Source organism: Bacillus sp. T17B1, from assembly GCF_026796395.1.
In the GTDB taxonomy this organism is placed as follows: Bacteria; Bacillota; Bacilli; order Bacillales; family Bacillaceae; genus Bacillus; species Bacillus spizizenii_A.
Genome location: NZ_JALAYA010000002.1, coordinates 126145 through 143335 on the forward strand (window position 1 = coordinate 126145; position 17191 = coordinate 143335).

Sequence of the window (17191 nt, forward strand, 5' to 3'; positions counted from 1 at the left end):
ACATAGCATGTTTAAAAAGATCAGAAAGGGAAATATAACAACTAGATACAAATAAGGAGGTTGGAAAATATGGCACTATTTACAGCAAAAGTAACCGCACGCGGCGGACGTGCAGGACATATTACTTCAGATGACGGTGTTCTTGATTTTGATATTGTAATGCCAAATGCCAAAAAAGAAGGGCAAACCGGCACAAATCCGGAACAGCTCTTTGCGGCAGGATACGCTGCTTGCTTCGGCGGCGCGCTTGAACACGTGGCCAAAGAACAAAATATCGAGATTGATTCCGAAATTGAAGGACAGGTCAGCCTCATGAAGGATGAGAGCGACGACGGGTTTAAAATCGGTGTCACACTTGTTGTGAACACGAAAGATTTGGATCGGGATAAGGCGCAAGAGCTTGTCAATGCTGCTCATGATTTCTGTCCTTATTCAAAAGCAACCAGAGGAAATATTGATGTGAAATTAGAATTAAAATAAGATCGGCATCCTGAGGGTTCTCAGGATGTTTTTTTGTGGGAAAGCATGCGGGGCGGGCATGATCTTTTCAAAGTGTGAATACATGTAATATAGGTGAATTCAGACGAGAGAAAAGGTGAGTACATGAAGAGGCCAAAGCTGTCAGTATGTATGATTGTGAAAAATGAAGAACGCCATATTGCACGCTGTTTAGAGAGTGTGCAGCCTATTGCCGATGAAATTATTGTGATTGATACCGGGTCGAACGATCGTACGGGAGATATTTGCACAAGCTTTCATGCTCAGGTTTATCATCATAGTTGGGAACAGGATTTTTCACAGGCGAGAAATGCCAGCCTGCGGCATGCCAAGGGTGAGTGGATATTGATCCTGGATGCCGACGAAGAATTAGATCCGGACACAGGCAGCCTATTGCCTTCGATGCTGACAGACAGCCTGCCAGCTCTCGGCTGCGTGAAGGTTGTGAATTATACAGGGAAGGAATGGGATGAAAACGAAGCGTTTGAACAAAGGCAGATCAGGCTGATCCGCAATCAGCAAAACATAACGTTTACGGGAAGGGTTTGCGAAAGGCCTGAGGGAGAAGGGGAAAGCAGTACTTTCTCACTTCCATGTATCATTCACCATTACGGGTATTTAGAGCAGGAGGCACAGCACAAGCATAAACACAACATAAGCTTATTGAATACGGAATTGCTGACAGCCAGCGCTGACCCGTCTCTCCTTTATCAGAAAGCAGCTGAGTATGACAGAGGAAACGAACATGATAAAGCCCTCTGGCTGGCAGTGGATTGCATCAATGAATGTAAAAGAAAAAGGCAAATTCCGCCGTCTGATGCCTATTATTTAAAGTTTAAATTATTAATAATTGACGCAGAACGGTACGAAGAAGCGGAACGCGATATCCATGAAGCGCTGAGACATTATCCGGATTATTGCACGCTTCACTATTATAAAGGGATCATCATGTATCAGCTAAAAGAAGTGAGAGAAGCGATCACAGCGTTTGAAGCTTGCCTGCACACCGATAATGCACACCATCAGTACGTACAGGTGAAGGGGGCAGCCGATTTTAGATCAAGCTGCTGGCTCGGTGTCTGCTATGCTGAATTGCGTCAGCATATGACAGCTGTTTTGTATTTGCAAAAAGCGCTGAATGCCAACCCGAAGTGCGTACGGGCACAGCGGCTTCTCAGCGAATTAATAAAGGATCAGGCCGCACATGCCTGATCCTTTTAATATACTTTCTTATTGGCAAAATCCCGCCATATCTGAAACGGGGATAAATGCTCCGTCAGAGTCACTTGATAAAAGGGGATTGTTCTTTCTTCAGCAGGTTTATCAATTTCTTCATAAATGAATGAATCATCAAATCCGGCTTCAGCAGCGTCTGTGTGCTCCGCTGCATAGTAAACGGCTTTGGGCCGGGCCCAGTAGATGGCGCCCAAGCACATGGGGCATGGCTCACAACTCGTATACAAAATGCAGTCATCAAGCTGGTATGTTCCAAGTGCCTTGCAGGCGTTCCGAATAGCTGTCACTTCCGCATGGGCGGTCGGATCGTTGCTTGTTGTGACGTTGTTCTGCCCCTCGGCAATAATGGATCCGTCTTTTACAATAAGGGCTCCGAATGGCCCGCCAACTCCTGCATGCACTCCATCACGAGCTAGATCGACAGCCTGCTTTAAGAACTTTTTATGATTCATCCCAAACCCTCCTGTCAATTGAGTGTTATAAGTATAGCCGAAAAAGGGGCAAAATTCATTCTCGAAAAAGTGCAAAATAAACAAAATATTTGGGGGATTTTCTAAGATAAGAGGAGAAAAGAGGAGGGGGAATCATGCTGCATTTATATATTGCCAGGCACGGACAGACTCAATGGAACGTGGAAAAACGGATGCAACGCTGGCAGGATTCTGATTTAACAGAACTTGGACAATACAACGCTCGTGCTCTTGGGGAGCGTCTGAAAGATTTTGAATTGAATCAGCCCGAGCAAGCGGACAGAAGAGACCGGAAAACCTACTGAGATCGCGCAGGCTCCATCATATATTCAGAGAAATGTCATTGGGCTCATGGAAAGGGAAAAAACAAGAGGATATTGAAAGGGCCGAACCAGAGCTTTTTCATGCTTATTTTCATTATCCCGAAGCTTATCGCCAGCAGGGAAGTGAAATGTTTTTTGATTTTGAAAACCGGGTAAGGCTGGCTCTCCAAACGATTTTAGACAGACACTCTTCCAGTAATGTTCTCTTGGTTACACATTCTGTTTTTATATTAATGCTGTTAAATATCATAAAAGGAGCCGTACCATAAATCGTGTAAGAGGAAGTTGAATTTATGATTAGTAAAAAATGGGGTGGAAAAGGGGCATATAAACGATTTTCTTTTTCTGTATATATCCTCTGGAAATACTGATTACTCCATCAATAAATATCTGCTCTAAATATCCACCTGCATACCACCCCTGTTAGCAGACCTCAGGAGGGTTTAACACCAAAATTCAGCAGTAGCAAAAAAGGCATACCAGTGAGGTTTGCCTTTTTTGCTTGTGCCTTTATTTTATTTTATTTTCTTTGCTTAACGGAAGAAGCACCATCCTTTTGATTTATTTTACTGTAACTATGCCTGTTGCTCTAAACTTTTGCCCTGTTGTTAATGTTCCGGTAACTGTTACCTCCTGCTCTCCTTTTTCCAGGGTACTTAACAGCTGCTGGCGTGGGAATACGATTTTGTATTTTGCTAAACCATCATCGTTCAAATCAACGACAGGATTTTTCTTTTGATTTTCAGCTGGTACGACTTCGCCATTTAAAAGAAGGCTGGCAAAGTCGATATTCTCTAAAACTGTTTCGTCAGCAAATACCAGATAAGATGTTAAAACTGCCTTGCTATTTTTATTTTCGTTGAGTTTTAATGTAGCCGGGCGCACTTCCAGCTCAGCTGTTATACTTGGAAGATATAGCAGGAAATCCCCCCAGATTATATTTGATTCTAAGCCTTTTACATCTTCGTCACGTTCATACGGAAGTTTTGGATCTAAACTCACAAAGTTCTCATCTGTAATGACATCTGAAGATGCGTTCACAGATTCCTCGCCATTAAAGAAGTAGTTATTGTCTGATAGAGCGTCCTCAGGATAGCTATCAGCAGTATTTTTACCTCCACTGTGGTATGAAACAACGCCACTTAACTGAAAGTCTTCTTCAATTCCAGAGTACGTAGAAAAGTCAATGTTTTTTCCATTGTTGTATGCGACGATGTCCTCTGCGATTATTCCTGGATTACTATTGCTGGTGAAACCAGTTGCCCCGTTATTAAATGCAATACTGTTTCGAATAATATGTGGGACATGGATACCTTCGCCACCTAGCTTAAATCCATTCTTATCGCCATCACCAACCGTACCATCTGTTAGTGTGCCGTTTTCATAAGCAATACTATCCTCAATGGTAACAGCCCCGATCGCTCCGCTTCCAACTTTAGTGTAAAGGTCCCAGCCATCATCAATGTTATGGTGCGAGATGCAGCCGCGGAAAATGTTTCCTTCTCCAGATGTCAGCTTAGCTGCAAATCCATCTGCGTTATTGTGGGAAGGGTCTGCATTATCAAAGGATTCACTGTTTAAAATAAGGTTGTTAGACGGCCAATCTTCACGGGGAGCATCACCGTCTGTTCTACTAATTTGCAAACCAGTGTCACCATTTTCATAGAATCTGCTGTCTTCTACAATATTGTGGTGTCCGCCAACAACAAAACCTTTTGTGTTAGCTGCAGATCGTGCAACATCAATTCCTTTTACATGCCAGTAGTTACCACTTAATATGACACCTTCTGAGCGTTTATCAAAGTCGATAACAGGACGAGCGCCGTTAGCAGCGACAAGATACTTTCTCGAGTTTTCTGTACCATCGTTATATTTAGAAATTTCCAGTTTAGAATCTCTTACATAGTTACCGTCAGCAACGATAATTCGTTGTCCAGGTTGTACGTATTCAATGGCAGTATCTAGATCAAGTGGATTTGCTAATGCGCCATCTCCAGTCCTTGTGCCATCAGGAGAGACGTGGATATCTTCACCATCTCTAAAAGTTTTCATTGATACGGTAAAGTTCTTCACTATCTTATCGTAAGAAGTTAAATATTGGGTGTCGCTTGGCAAGAATGTCACGCGAAAGTTTGTGTCAGCATTTTCTTTTAGTGTAGCAGGTACCTTAACGATATCCCCTGCTGTTATATTTAAATTGCTAGCAATTACTTCCTGGCCAGCTTTAACTGTTAGGACGCCGTCAACATTTGATTTCAATAGTAAATCATATTCCGCTTCAGAAGTTTTGTCGCGGGATACAATGCTGAAGTTTGGATCAACAGGTTCAGCAGGTTCAGCAGGAGGATATACCCTTGGTGCATCAGTAGCAGATGCTGTTATATCCAAGTCAATATTATGAACTTCAATATCTGCCAACCTTGCAGTATAGAAACCTACGTAAATCTTGTCATCCTGGACATGTAAAATGTCTGGTTCAAAGAAAACAGCTTCATCACCATTATTTAATTGTCCAGTATAACCACTGTTTGTTTTCGAGAGCGTTAAACGATAGTCTTCAGCAGGATGAGTGTTATCAATTGATGGCCGCTCATCTTTAAGCATCGTTTTTTGAACACCTTGACTTCCAGTTCCATCTGAAGATTCTACCCCGGTTCGGATAAACAGTTGTGTACCAATCATTTCTTTTGTGCCACCGCTAAAACCTCCGATAGCAGCAATATTGGAAGCAAATACACCGCTGTTGCCATGTTCGCCAATCGCATCACGGGCCATAATACCAAAAGATTCTTGACCATCATGGGAACCTTTTGCGTATTTGTTCACTTTGATATCAGCAGAGAGTGTAAAGTTATCTTCCTCAGCATCAATTTCTGTGTAATAGAAGGTAATCCCATCATGATCACCAGTAATTTTGCCGGAACTTGTCCCTTCTGCAACGACTCGAATGCCTCCGTTATCAAGATATTCAATATAGTTTGTATCATCATCCGTAGAATGTCCGAATTGGATTTCGTTCCAAACGATTTCAGCTTCTTCCCGGACAGTTACATCAAACGAAGTGCCGGCGATTGAGCTGTCCGTTGGGTGTACACCAATTGTATAGACTCCTGCGGTTGAATTATTGAAATTACTTGTATCCAGTTCATAAGCATCTGAGTTTAGCACTTCCTGATCTCCGTTGTCATATATTTTAGATACTTCCAGACCATCAGCATTAAACGCATCCCCAACGGTATATGTTGTTCGAGGATATCCAGTAACACGTGTCTCGGGAACGGGAGTCTCTGAATTGTCTCCATTAACAGCAGTCACTTCTAATCCTTCCAGCTTAAGCTCTTCGTCCCCCAGATAATCAGTTTTTATATCATCCGTGTTTGCTTGAAGTTCATCAGTAGCTACATCAGAGACATCAACTGTGGTGTCTGAAAATGTAATTTGACCATTACGAGCTACAAACAATCCCACTGAGATATTCCCCGTAAAGGCATCCTCCAGTTTGAATGTCTCACTTTCCCCATTGGAGGTAACAACGAATGTATCTCCTGATTTTCTGATAGATAAGGTATAAGATTCTCCAGTCGCAGGACTGATGTTATTTGGAAATGCGTCTAACTTGGTTAGGCCGCCTTTACTGTAATACCCTCGAAGCTCCCCATCAAGGGCCCCCACGGCAACGTAATTGTGGCTGTTTTTACCTTCTTTATCTTCACCTGTTTGATCAAGTATCATCAGGCCGAAACCACGCTGGCTGTCAGGACTATAGGAGTCGGCTGACGCTGTTGTTTTGATTTCAAAGTTATCTGAGGCATTAAGTTCTAATGATTGAAAGGATATGCCAATTTCACTGCTTGCAATTTTTCCGCCCTCAGCAAGGATTGTAAGGGATCCGTCCCCATTATCAGTTGGTGCCGTGTTTTTATCGTCACTTGTATTAGAGCCAAAAGCTTCAAAGCTCCATCCATCTCCAAGTGGATTGTTGATAGTTTGTGCAAACACTGTCAGATTCATATTAGAGAACACCATTAAAAAGATAGCAATAATTGCTATACTTTTGCCAAAGCGCCGTTGTTTCATCTAGTAACGCCTCCTTATTTCATTTTAGATAAGTTTTAGACATAGTAAATTCGTGTCAAACACCTCCAGATAAATTAAATTGCCAGGCATGTTTTTTGGATAAGTTTGCTGCGAATGAAGTAGAATGGAGTTAAATAGTGGATAAAAAAGTGGTTTGTGTTAACAACGTTGTAATTTTAAAATACCTATGTTTGAAAGCGCTGTCAATAATTATCTGAATATTATGTGTAATCAACTTACTCTGAAACCTTTATGTAAGGGAGTTCAAAAGAAAATTCCCGAAATCCGTTGTAAGGCTCCGACATTTTCAACAGAAAGGAGATGATAGGTTAGCCATTAAAAGAGAAGCGGAAGCGCTCTTCAGTCCACGTTGAGAGCTGTCTCTCTTTAGAAACATGTGACTTACATATGCTTAAATATTCTCCGCTTTGATAGATAAAGTTCTACTCCCGGGTAAATGTGGACCCAAAAGACTTTGACCACCTCCCGAGAGTTGTTCAAACGTAATCCAAATCCGGGGAAGATCAAGTTGAACCTGAAGGAGAAGATCAAGATTCAAGAGTACGCAGAAAAACTAAGACACTATCTAAAGAGAACGAAGCAAGCAATTTGTTTGAAGACGAAACATCAAGTAATCAAAAAATACTTGCTAGCAGATTTCTTAGTGTGGAGCGACAACGGTATCGTTTCGTACAGTATATACACGAAAAGATGGGTGGATTTAGAAATAGAGTGAAGAAATATACACTAAACTATGGGGAGAGATTGTTATGAAATACAAGATTAGTGAGGTAGCTGCTCTACTTGACTTTTCCACTAACACAATCCGAAGATATGAAAAAATGGGCTATATTACTCCGAAACGATCTGAAACTAGTAATTATCGATACTATCATGAAGAAGATATTATCATGTTAATGAACCTCAAGTTATTGCGGAAGTATGATTTTACACTTCCGGAAATAGACGGGATGAAGAGCAGTGAATTGCCAGGGCTAATAACTGCATTTGAGAGAAAAATAGAGGAATTTGACAATCGGATTCGCTATTTAAAGAATTTAAGACATAGATTAAAAGATGATTTGGTTCTAATGAAAAAGGCGAATGGCTCAAACCATTGCTATATCAGAGATTGCGTAGATTTGTCATATGTACTTTATCAAAGTGGGGATAAGCTTTTAAAAGAACCTAGTAGACTAGCAACTGTACAAAAATTTTTGAATGTATCACCTGAGTTACAAAGGATTTACTTAATACGAAAAGAAGATGTTGAAAAAGACCATATTATTTTAAATGCAGGTTGGGCGATAAAAAGCGCACATTTAGAAAAATATAAAATAGCACATAATGAATATACGGAAAAATATGATAAACGAAAATCTCTGCTCACTATGGCCAAGCTACCGTTAAATATTGACGAAGCCAGTAAGTCTAATAGTTTAAAGGAGTTTTTACTTAATGAACCTTTTCAATATATGGAGGATCACAATTTACAGGTGACTGGTGATATTATTGGGATTGTAGTTGCCAATGTGTTAGAAGGGAATCAAGAGATACAGTATATTTTACTAGGTATTCCTATAACAAAAATGTAAGCGCTTCATTGACTTTGACATTGTGTCAACCTTCATAATAACACTTATGCGGACCAGGAAAAGATGAAAGAGGAGGTGACACACTTTTCGATTATTGAGGGATGTCCCCTCTAGTTGCGAATGCTGGCTGTTAGACAAAAAGGCAAAGGGGGACGAATCCATTTCATTTCCTAGTAAGTCGGTGGTGTGATGTATAAGAAAAAACCCAATTATTGAGAGGGGTGTAAAAATGCAAAGTAAGTATAAAAAAACTTTTAGGAAAGTCCTTATATTTACAACGCTTTTCACCTTAGCATTAAACAGTATTGGTGGTGTAGCATTAGCCAGTGACACATCTAACAGCCGAAAAATCGATGTATGGGATTTTGGGGGAATTCAAATGCCAGGGGAATTATACAACAACAATATGACCCCCGATATCCTTGACAAGAAAACTACCATCAAATCTGGTACATTTGAAACCACTTCTTATGGTGATTTAACCGTAGCTAATCCAGTTACAAGTGACAGGTCTTACTATTATAAAGCTGATGGCACGACTGTCGGTGATAATTCCTCTGGTAGCTGGGAAAATCAAGAGCACAGTTATGAGGATGGATATCAATCAAACGGCGTTTATTACGCAAATGGTACGGGAGGTACAGAGAGAAGGTTTTTAACTTTGGATCATGTTGTTGCAGGAGATAAAATTACAGTTTATGGCGGCACTAGCAATGGAGATGAAACCATTCACTTAGTTCACGCAGGGGTAAGTATAGATGGTTCAAAAGTAACCGTAATACCTGATACTTCGGAAGTTCAGGATAGTACCGCTGAATTTTCTAGAACAGCACAAAAGGTTGAATTCATAGCACAATATTCCGGCTCTTATCAAATTTATGTTTCGGCGAATTCAGGAGGAAAGCCTTGGATCCATAGAGTAGTTAGAACTCCTGGAGTTAAGGTAAGTGGCGCTGTGAAATTAGACGGCAGTGATATTTCTACAGGCTATAAACTTCAGTTCACCAATCAGACAACAGGTGATACAACAACTGTGGATGTGAATGCAGACAATACCTTTGATGCAGTTTTAGCCACTGATTATGAGTATATTGCCACTCTAAAGGATGTCCCTGAATACAGATTTTCTGATGAAACCAAGTTGGTAAGCACATCAACTTCTGATATTGCAATGGGAAAAAATATTAGCTTAGATGTTGTGGCTAACCGGCTTGTCACAGTAAGAGGGGATATTACGGGCTTTGACAGTAGTTATGATGTAAGTAAGTTGCAAATCAAATTTAATCCCGAAGAAGGTAGCCTTGCTTCACCAGTTACAGCTACAGTTAATACACAGGATATGACTTTTACAGCTGATGTTCAGGATGGACTGCTGTATACAGCCGTTCTTTCTGGAGTAAATGATTATGAAGTTGTTGATGGTGGCAGCATAAATGTAAGCGCTGACACTACTAGAGATATAACAGTTGCTAAAAAACCAGTATATACGGCAACAGGTGCATTCCAGGGGTTATCCTCAACAGAGAAAATTTCAAGTATATCATTTACCAATGTTGATGATGGGTACATGTATTCCGGGACAGTGTCGAACGGAGGATATACAGTAAGCCTCAGAGACGGAGCGTACAGCGTTTCAGCAGTTAGTTCTGAGAATGATAGCACAAGCTCTCACGTAGTTATTAGTGGGCAGGATACCACAAAGGATATTTTGTTTGTTAATCATACGGAGCCAGAGCCCCTCGCTTGGGTTGCTGACTTATATGTTGGTGACAGTTCAAAGGAACATAACTATCATACAGTGAAGGAAGCTCTTGCTGTAGCGGCCAGAATGAACCCTAGCAATGAAGAACAGCGAATTACCATTCATATTGCGCCTGGAGTATACAGGGAGCAGCTTGTAATTGAAACTCCATACATTTCCCTTGTAAATTCCAACCCAAACCCAACCGATGACCCCGATACGCAGGTTAAAATTACGTGGTATTACGGTATTGGATATAAATATTACAGCATCGGGGATGACGGCTTTTATGATGAAGAGAAGGCATTTGATAAGTATTCCAAAAATACCGCCAGTAAATGGGGAGGCACTGTTTATCTCACTAGTGCTGCTGAAAACTTCAAAGCTCAAAACATTATATTTGAAAATTCTTTCAATAAATATGTTACAGATGAAGAATTAGCAGATGGTGTGGAGTTGGCCAATGTAGCTGGAAGCTCTATAAATGTAGAAAGAAAGTCTTTTACTGATGTTACGTCAAAAGCAGCTACAGAAAGAGCGGCAGCCATCATTATTGAGGGAGACCGTACAGAATTTTTGAACTGTCGTTTTCTTGGAAGTCAGGACACCCTTTTTACAGGTGCGAATCGCAGTTATTTTAAGAACTCTTTTATAGAAGGCAACACAGACTATATATTTGGTGATGGGAACGTAGTATTTGATAATGTTACACTGCATTTTGCCGGTTATAGTGACCAAGCTGTAGGTGGTTATATAACAGCAGCAAAGGATACAGCAACCTATGGGTACCTGTTTAGGAACAGTACAATTACAGCCGACAGTGAAAACCTGTTTTCACCAGGTTATTTTGGAAGACCATGGGGAGCAGGGGCAAAAGTAACCTTCTTAAATACTAAGCTTCAGACCAGCGATATCATGAATCCAAGCGGTTGGCATGAGATGTCTGGCAATCAACCTGAAAATGCAAATTATGCAGAATACAACACGACTTATGATGGGACCGCTGTTGATACTTCACAAAGAAGAGTGTCCGTCTTGACAGATGAACAAGCAGCTGCGATAAGTGTTGAGAATTACCTTGGAGGATGGACACCATCTTACTATACAGCTGACAGTGATGCAGCTCCAACATTTAAGATTGACCCTTTCTTTATATCAGACGATGACATGAACATTCCTTACACCGGCAATACGATTAGCTTAGGTTATGAGTTTAATAATCCAAATGATAACCAAAACGACAGTTCGTTAATCCAGTGGTATAGGGTAAGTCCGGATGGAACGGAGACGTTAATCCAGGCAACAACAGCGTATATTTCAAAAACCTATAAAATGACAAGTGCCGATGAAGGTTATTATATTAAGGCTGTTGTTACACCAGAAACCGTTAATGGTTTAAAGAGCACACCGATGTCTATTCAGCTTGATAATGTGGTTAAATCTGGATCATCCGGTGGTGGAGGCAATGAAATTCCGGATGGACAGCGTGTAAATATTTATGTAGCAGGTGATTCGACGGTTAAGACGTACGGATCATCATCAGGCTCAGGTGGCTGGGGAGAGTATTTACAGAGCTTTTTTAATGACGATAAAATTCATATTGTGAACTATGCGAACGGAGGTAGAAGCTCAAGAAGCTTTATCAATGAGGGAAGTCTTGATAAAATTGCTTCGACTATTAAAGCTGATGACTATTTGCTGATTCAGTTTGGACATAATGATGCAGCAAATCAAACTGGATACCTCTTAGACAGATTTGTCTCTATGGGAGAACCCGATAAAAATGGTATGTATCCTTCCGTTCCAGGTGTAAAAGAAGCAACGCCTGAAAGTCTTTCAAAATATGGCCCAGAGTATTACCCGTATACAAGCGGTACCTTCAAGTGGTATTTGCAGCAGTATATTGATGTAGCAAGAAAATCAGGTGCAACACCTATTCTAGCAACTCCGGTTTCAAGACAATATTTTAACTCGGATGGAACGATTAAGCCTCATCATGATGCAACGGATACCACAACAGGAACAATTACAACTTCCAATAATGCTTATGTAAGAGCTGTTGAGCAATTGGGTGAAGAGCAGGGTGTTGAAGTCATCAATATGTTTGACTTGACGAAGGACTCATATGAAAAGGCGTATAAGAATGATCCTGCTGCCAGTAATGGAGACTCCCCTGTAGCGAGGGCAATTATGAACCTTGCAGACTCAACTCACAACAATAAAATTGGAGGTTTTTATAATGGTGGTTTACTTGCCAAGGAAATACAGAAGCTTGGATTTAACATCTCCGACTACTTGATTCCACCTGTAAGAGTAGGCGCTGTAGACAATAAGAACAGTATACAATTTGAAGTCAATTCACGCAGCGAAGTAAGTGTGTATACTCGTGATGAAAAAGGCGTTTATACAAAAGAGTTAGATAACTATTGGACTAACGAAACACAGGCTTTAATTAATAGCCTATCTGCTGTATCCGAACAACCTACCATAACTTCAATCGTACAACCAGAAGAGATAACTGTAACTCAAGGAAATCCAGCTGAACTTCCACAAACTGTAACGGCAGTCTACAGTGATGGAACTCAAAAGGATGTGAAAGTGACCTGGGATACGGTTGACACTACAAAGGTTGGAATGGTGAAAGTTCACGGAACCGTAGACGATTTTGCTCCGGGGGTTATCATAAAGGTGAGAATAACAGCAAAAACGACTGATCCTGCGTCAACGATTTGGATTGTTGGCGATTCCACCGTGAGTGCCTTCTCAGATAACTACTATTATCCAAGATATGGTTGGGGAACTCAGATCGAAAACTATTTGGGCGGCTCATTCACTGTACAAAATCTTGCGTTGTCAGGAAGAAGTTCAAAAAGCTATACCACTGATCCTGAGTATCAAACGTTACTAAACGGTATGAAGAGCGGAGATTACTTATTTATAGGTTTTGGGCATAACGATGAGAAGCATGAAGTTGACAGATATACAAATCCCAATGGAACCTATTCGGATCAGGGATCCTTTGCGAACTCTTTGTATGAGAATTATATTAAGCCGGCTCAAGCGGCAGGAACTCAAGTCATCTTGACTACCCCAATTGTAAGAAGAACAGCAACTGGGGAGTGGAGTAATTCAAATCTTCATATTACAGAGAATTCTGGAGAATTTGAAGGTGGAGATTATGCGCAAGCCATCCGAAATTTAGGCGTTGATTTAGAAATCCCCGTAGTAGATATGACAACATTAACGAAAAAATTATATGACCAACTAGGTCCGGATGAAACGTTGTATCTACATTCATGGACATCGTCAAAATCGGATAGTGTAGATAATACCCACACTAATATATGGGGAGCAACCTATCATGCATACCTTATCACCAAGACGATTAAGGAATTAGGCATAAGTGGGCTAGCCGAGCATGTAATTGTCGCACAAGCACCAACGAAGGCAGATACACTCGTTTCTAATCCAAGTTACGAGGAACCATCTTATACAGGTAAATTGCCGCAAAGTGAGTTATGGGCTGACTATGGAATTTGGAAAGGTACGGTTTTTGGTAATGTTGGTGGTAGTCCAAATAAGGAAAATCAAACCTTAGAATTCGATGATGATGGAAATATGCACATCGCTGTTAGGAATAATAAGGGGAAAATTGCTAGTAACGCGGATGGAATTGCGATGTATTACTATAAGGTTCCTGCAAACAGTACATTTGAGCTGACTGCAAAAGCTAAAATGAATAGTTTTGAATATAACGATCAAGTATCCTTTGGTTTGATGGCCAGAGATGAAATGTATATTGATTCGAATATGACGACAGTTCTGGGTGATTTTGTTGCAGCAGCACCTTTGAAGCTGACAAAAGCATTATATGGAGGGTATTGGAATTCCTTTGCGAGGAAGAGTGGAGTGCTTACTCAAGGTGGAACGGCTGAGAGTCCAATATCCCCAGGAGATACGGTTAACCTTCATATCGAGAGCAATTCAGACGGCTATGCTGCTATGTTTGGAAATGAAGCTATGATTACGGGAGGTTTTGATTTTAAATTAACAAGTATTGATTCCGATTACGTTTATGTAGGAATGTTTGTAGCTAGAAATGCAGACATTACGTTCAGTGACATTAAACTAATCGTTGATGGTGTTGAGGTGATTGAAGAAGATACAACACCTTTATGGAACAAAGGAAAGTTAAAAATCTCGAATGTAACGGATATAGGCCTCACTTTGACCTGGAGCGGGGCTAGTGACAAGGTTAGCGGTTATAAAGTATATCAAGATGAAACTGAACTTGCTACCGTTACAGAAAGCAGTTATCAAGTATCAGGGCTGGCAGCAGGAACAAAGTATACCTTTAGGGTAGAAGCTCTTGACGCAGCAGGCAATGAATCTACCACAGGACCTTCAAAGTCTGTAAAAACAAAAAAGAAGGAAAAGCGGTAATAATGAGAGGAGTGGTACATCGGGTACAACCAGACCTTGTGCAGCCAGTCCAGTTACTGACACTAATACAAACAAAAAAGGCGTAAGGGTCTACCTAACCGATATCAGAGCAGGCGTTTGAGTTAGATGAAACCATCGTACAACGACGGTAGGAGAGGTCGGGGGTTAGTGCCCCCTCCTGCTCAATGTCAACCTTGATCATCTGAATTGAGTGAATAAAACGGTGAAGACGCATTAATGACATATTGAAATTATGCTTACATACATGATACATCAATGAGCCTTGTGGAGTTTGGTGAAAATGGAGCTGCCAAAATGGTAAAAGAAGGGGATGGGAAGCATCGGAAACCGATTTCCGCTTTCTAACAGAAAAAACCATCTGCCGAAGACAGATGGTTTTTATTTTATACAAGTTGTGTCTGCCGAGCTCTTGCCTGTTTTGCGGCTTCAACCATGTTTTTCAATGCGGCAACCGTTTCTTCCTGCTGTCTTGTTTTTAATCCGCAGTCTGGGTTTACCCAGAAGCGGTCAGTCGGACAGACGGCAAGCGCATCAATGATAATGTTGTACATTTCTTCAGTTGACGGCACACGAGGGCTGTGAATATCATATACACCAAGGCCGAGTCCTTTCAAATACGGATGGTCTTTTAAATAATCTAAAAATCCTCCGTGGCTTCTGCTGTGTTCAATTGTAATCACATCGGCATCAAGATCATTGATTGTATCGACGATGTCTTCGAAGTTGCTGTAGCACATATGTGTATGAATTTGCGTCTCGTTTTTCACGGAAGAAGTGGTTAATCTGAATGCTTCTGCCGCCCAAGTCAAATACTCATCCCAATCTTGGGTTTTTAATGGAAGGCCTTCGCGCAGCGCCGGTTCATCCACTTGAATAATTTGAATGCCTGCATCTTCAAGCGCTTTTACTTCTTTGCGAAGGGCAAGCCCGATTTGGAAGGCGATTTCTTTTCTCGAAATGTCGTTTCGAGGGAAGGACCAGTTTAAGATTGTAACAGGACCGGTCAGCATTCCTTTCACATGCTTGGATGTCAGGGACTGTGCATACACCGTGTCTTTCACTGTCATCGGTTCAATAAATTCAACATCCCCGTAAATGACTGGCGGGCGGACACAGCGTGAGCCGTATGATTGAACCCAAGCGTATTTTGTGAAGGCAAAGCCGGCCAGCTTTTCACCGAAGTATTCGACCATGTCTGTCCGTTCAAATTCACCGTGCACAAGCACATCAAGCTCCAATTCTTCCTGAATATCAATCCATCGTTTTGTTTCTGCATTGATAAAGTCTTGGTACTGTTCATCAGACCACTCTTTTTTCCGCCATTTTTGGCGTGCGCTCCGCACTTCAGCAGACTGCGGGAAGCTTCCAATCGTAGTCGTCGGCAAAAGCGGGAGGCCGAGAGATTCATTTTGCAGGGCTAAACGTTCTTCAAAAGGAATGGGGCGTTTGAAGTCTTTATCGCTTAATTGTTCTAGCTCTTTCTTTTGTTCAGAATTTGCGCTAGTTGCAAACTGTTTGAGCGCCTGAATATCAGCTTTCGCCCGCTGAATCTGTTCGCTGATCGCCGCTTTTCCTGATACTAAACCTTCTTTCAAAGCTGTCAGCTCGGCTAGTTTTTCTTTTGCGTAAGATAATCCGTTCAGCAGATCCTTCTCCAAATGCTCTTCAGGGTGCTTCGCTACCGGAACATGCAGGAGGCTGCTGGAAGGCTGAATCCACAGTTCATCGACTTTTGCAATGCTGAGAATATCAAGAACGGCGTCGAGACGTTCTTCAAGATCTGCTTTCCAAATATTGCGTCCGTCGATGACGCCTGCTGCCAGCACTTTATCTGTTGGGAATCCGTGTGTTTTCAGCTGTTCCAGGTTTCTGCCTTTATCGTGAACGAAATCAAGGCCAATTCCCTGTACCGGGTAAGAGATCAGCTCTTCATAAGCATCAACAGAATCAAAATACGTCTGCAAAAGCACATTCAAGGATGAAAGCTCGTTTGTCATGCTTTCAAATAATTCTTTTGCGCCTCGGACATCTTCGGCAGAAGCTGTGACAAGCGCCGGCTCATCGATTTGAACCCATTTTACGCCTTCTTCTTCAAGCTCTTTCAAAAGCTGTACATATAGCGGCACAAGGCGTTTTTGAATCGCTTTTGCTTCAGACGGTTCATAGCCTTTAGCAAGCGAGACGAACGTATAAGGGCCGACAATCACAGGTTTTGTTTCAACGCCGTATTCCTGTTTGATCCGGCGGTAATCTGTGAGCTGTTTGTTTCTTGTCAGTCGGAATTCAATGCTCTCGTCATATTCCGGAACGATGTAATGGTAATTTGTATTAAACCATTTTGTCATTTCACTGGATACAGCGTCTTTTATTCCGCGGGCGATAGCGAAGTATGTATCGGTAGCATCTGTCAAATGTCTGAATCGTTTCGGAATCCAGTTGAAGCTGACTGCTGTGTCGAGTACATGGTCATACTGTGTGAAATCAGAAACAGGCACAACATCAATCTGCTGATCAATTTGTGTTTTTACTGCGGATAAAAATAGGTCGTCGATTTGCTTTAAAAACGTATCTTTATCAGTGCTGCCTTTCCAATACGCTTCAAGTGCTTTTTTCCATTCTCTGTTCAGTCCAATTCTCGGAAATCCTAAATTCGATGTTTTGATGGTTGTCATTGTTTCTCCTCCTTTATATGTAAAACACTCTCGTTAACCCGCGGATACAGGCTGCTAAGAGGTTTTCTCACAATAAAAAGCCTCTTTCCCATGAGAGAAAGAGGCTTTTCTGCGT

General features: G+C 41.4%; 7 protein-coding genes and 1 pseudogene. 5 read left to right on the plus strand and 3 right to left on the minus strand.

Features of this window, described 5'->3' with window-relative positions; translation table 11 throughout:
• Positions 1–69: 69 nt before the first annotated feature.
• Both MOF34_RS01905 and MOF34_RS01910 read left to right on the plus strand, forming a co-directional pair.
• Complete coding sequence (locus tag MOF34_RS01905) at positions 70–480, plus strand: organic hydroperoxide resistance protein (protein WP_041905183.1); 411 nt, start codon at positions 70–72, stop codon at positions 478–480.
• Between the two features lie 123 nt (positions 481–603).
• Positions 604–1710 (plus strand): TPR domain-containing glycosyltransferase, encoded by a 1107-nt coding sequence (locus tag MOF34_RS01910; protein WP_268398202.1) that lies wholly within the window; start codon positions 604–606, stop codon positions 1708–1710.
• A gap of 5 nt (positions 1711–1715) precedes the next feature.
• Here the strand turns inward: MOF34_RS01910 and MOF34_RS01915 are convergent, their stop codons facing one another.
• Positions 1716–2186 carry a nucleoside deaminase gene (locus MOF34_RS01915; RefSeq protein WP_268398203.1) on the minus strand — a complete coding sequence of 157 codons (471 nt, stop codon included), beginning with the start codon at positions 2184–2186 and terminating at the stop codon, positions 1716–1718.
• Positions 2187–2320: 134 nt separating this feature from the next.
• Here MOF34_RS01915 and MOF34_RS20845 point away from each other — a divergent pair.
• Positions 2321–2784, plus strand: a pseudogene (locus MOF34_RS20845) (histidine phosphatase family protein); the annotation flags it as partial.
• 304 nt (positions 2785–3088) lie between these two features.
• Here the strand turns inward: MOF34_RS20845 and MOF34_RS01930 are convergent.
• Positions 3089–6604 carry a bacterial Ig-like domain-containing protein gene (locus MOF34_RS01930; protein ID WP_268398207.1) on the minus strand — a complete coding sequence of 1172 codons (3516 nt, stop codon included), beginning with the start codon at positions 6602–6604 and terminating at the stop codon, positions 3089–3091.
• A gap of 770 nt (positions 6605–7374) precedes the next feature.
• On the opposite strand from MOF34_RS01930, the gene MOF34_RS01935 reads away from it, so the two are divergent.
• Together MOF34_RS01935 and MOF34_RS01940 are read left to right on the plus strand one after the other, a co-directional pair.
• The gene (locus MOF34_RS01935; RefSeq protein WP_268398208.1) at positions 7375–8199 is read left to right on the plus strand and encodes a MerR family transcriptional regulator; all 825 of its coding nucleotides are present in this window, start codon (positions 7375–7377) and stop codon (positions 8197–8199) included.
• Positions 8200–8428: 229 nt separating this feature from the next.
• Positions 8429–14383: a pectinesterase family protein gene (locus MOF34_RS01940; RefSeq protein WP_268398210.1), complete on the plus strand. Its 5955-nt coding sequence runs from the start codon at positions 8429–8431 to the stop codon at positions 14381–14383.
• A gap of 404 nt (positions 14384–14787) precedes the next feature.
• Here the strand turns inward: MOF34_RS01940 and metE are convergent, their stop codons facing one another.
• A complete protein-coding gene (gene metE, locus MOF34_RS01945; RefSeq protein WP_268398212.1) occupies positions 14788–17076 on the minus strand; it encodes a 5-methyltetrahydropteroyltriglutamate--homocysteine S-methyltransferase in 2289 nt (762 codons plus the stop codon).
• Between the last annotated feature and the right edge of the window lie 115 nt (positions 17077–17191).

Bases quoted from the DNA above. Each gene is read 5' to 3' on its own strand.
- MOF34_RS01910 (WP_268398202.1), top strand. From the start codon at position 604: ATGAAGAGGCCAAAGCTGTCAGTATGTATGATTGTGAAAAATGAAGAA.
- MOF34_RS01915 (WP_268398203.1), bottom strand. From the start codon at position 2,186: ATGAATCATAAAAAGTTCTTAAAGCAGGCTGTCGATCTAGCTCGTGAT.
- MOF34_RS01930 (WP_268398207.1), bottom strand. From the start codon at position 6,604: ATGAAACAACGGCGCTTTGGCAAAAGTATAGCAATTATTGCTATCTTT.
- MOF34_RS01935 (WP_268398208.1), top strand. From the start codon at position 7,375: ATGAAATACAAGATTAGTGAGGTAGCTGCTCTACTTGACTTTTCCACT.
- metE (WP_268398212.1), bottom strand. From the start codon at position 17,076: ATGACAACCATCAAAACATCGAATTTAGGATTTCCGAGAATTGGACTG.
- MOF34_RS01905 (WP_041905183.1), top strand. From the start codon at position 70: ATGGCACTATTTACAGCAAAAGTAACCGCACGCGGCGGACGTGCAGGA.
- MOF34_RS01940 (WP_268398210.1), top strand. From the start codon at position 8,429: ATGCAAAGTAAGTATAAAAAAACTTTTAGGAAAGTCCTTATATTTACA.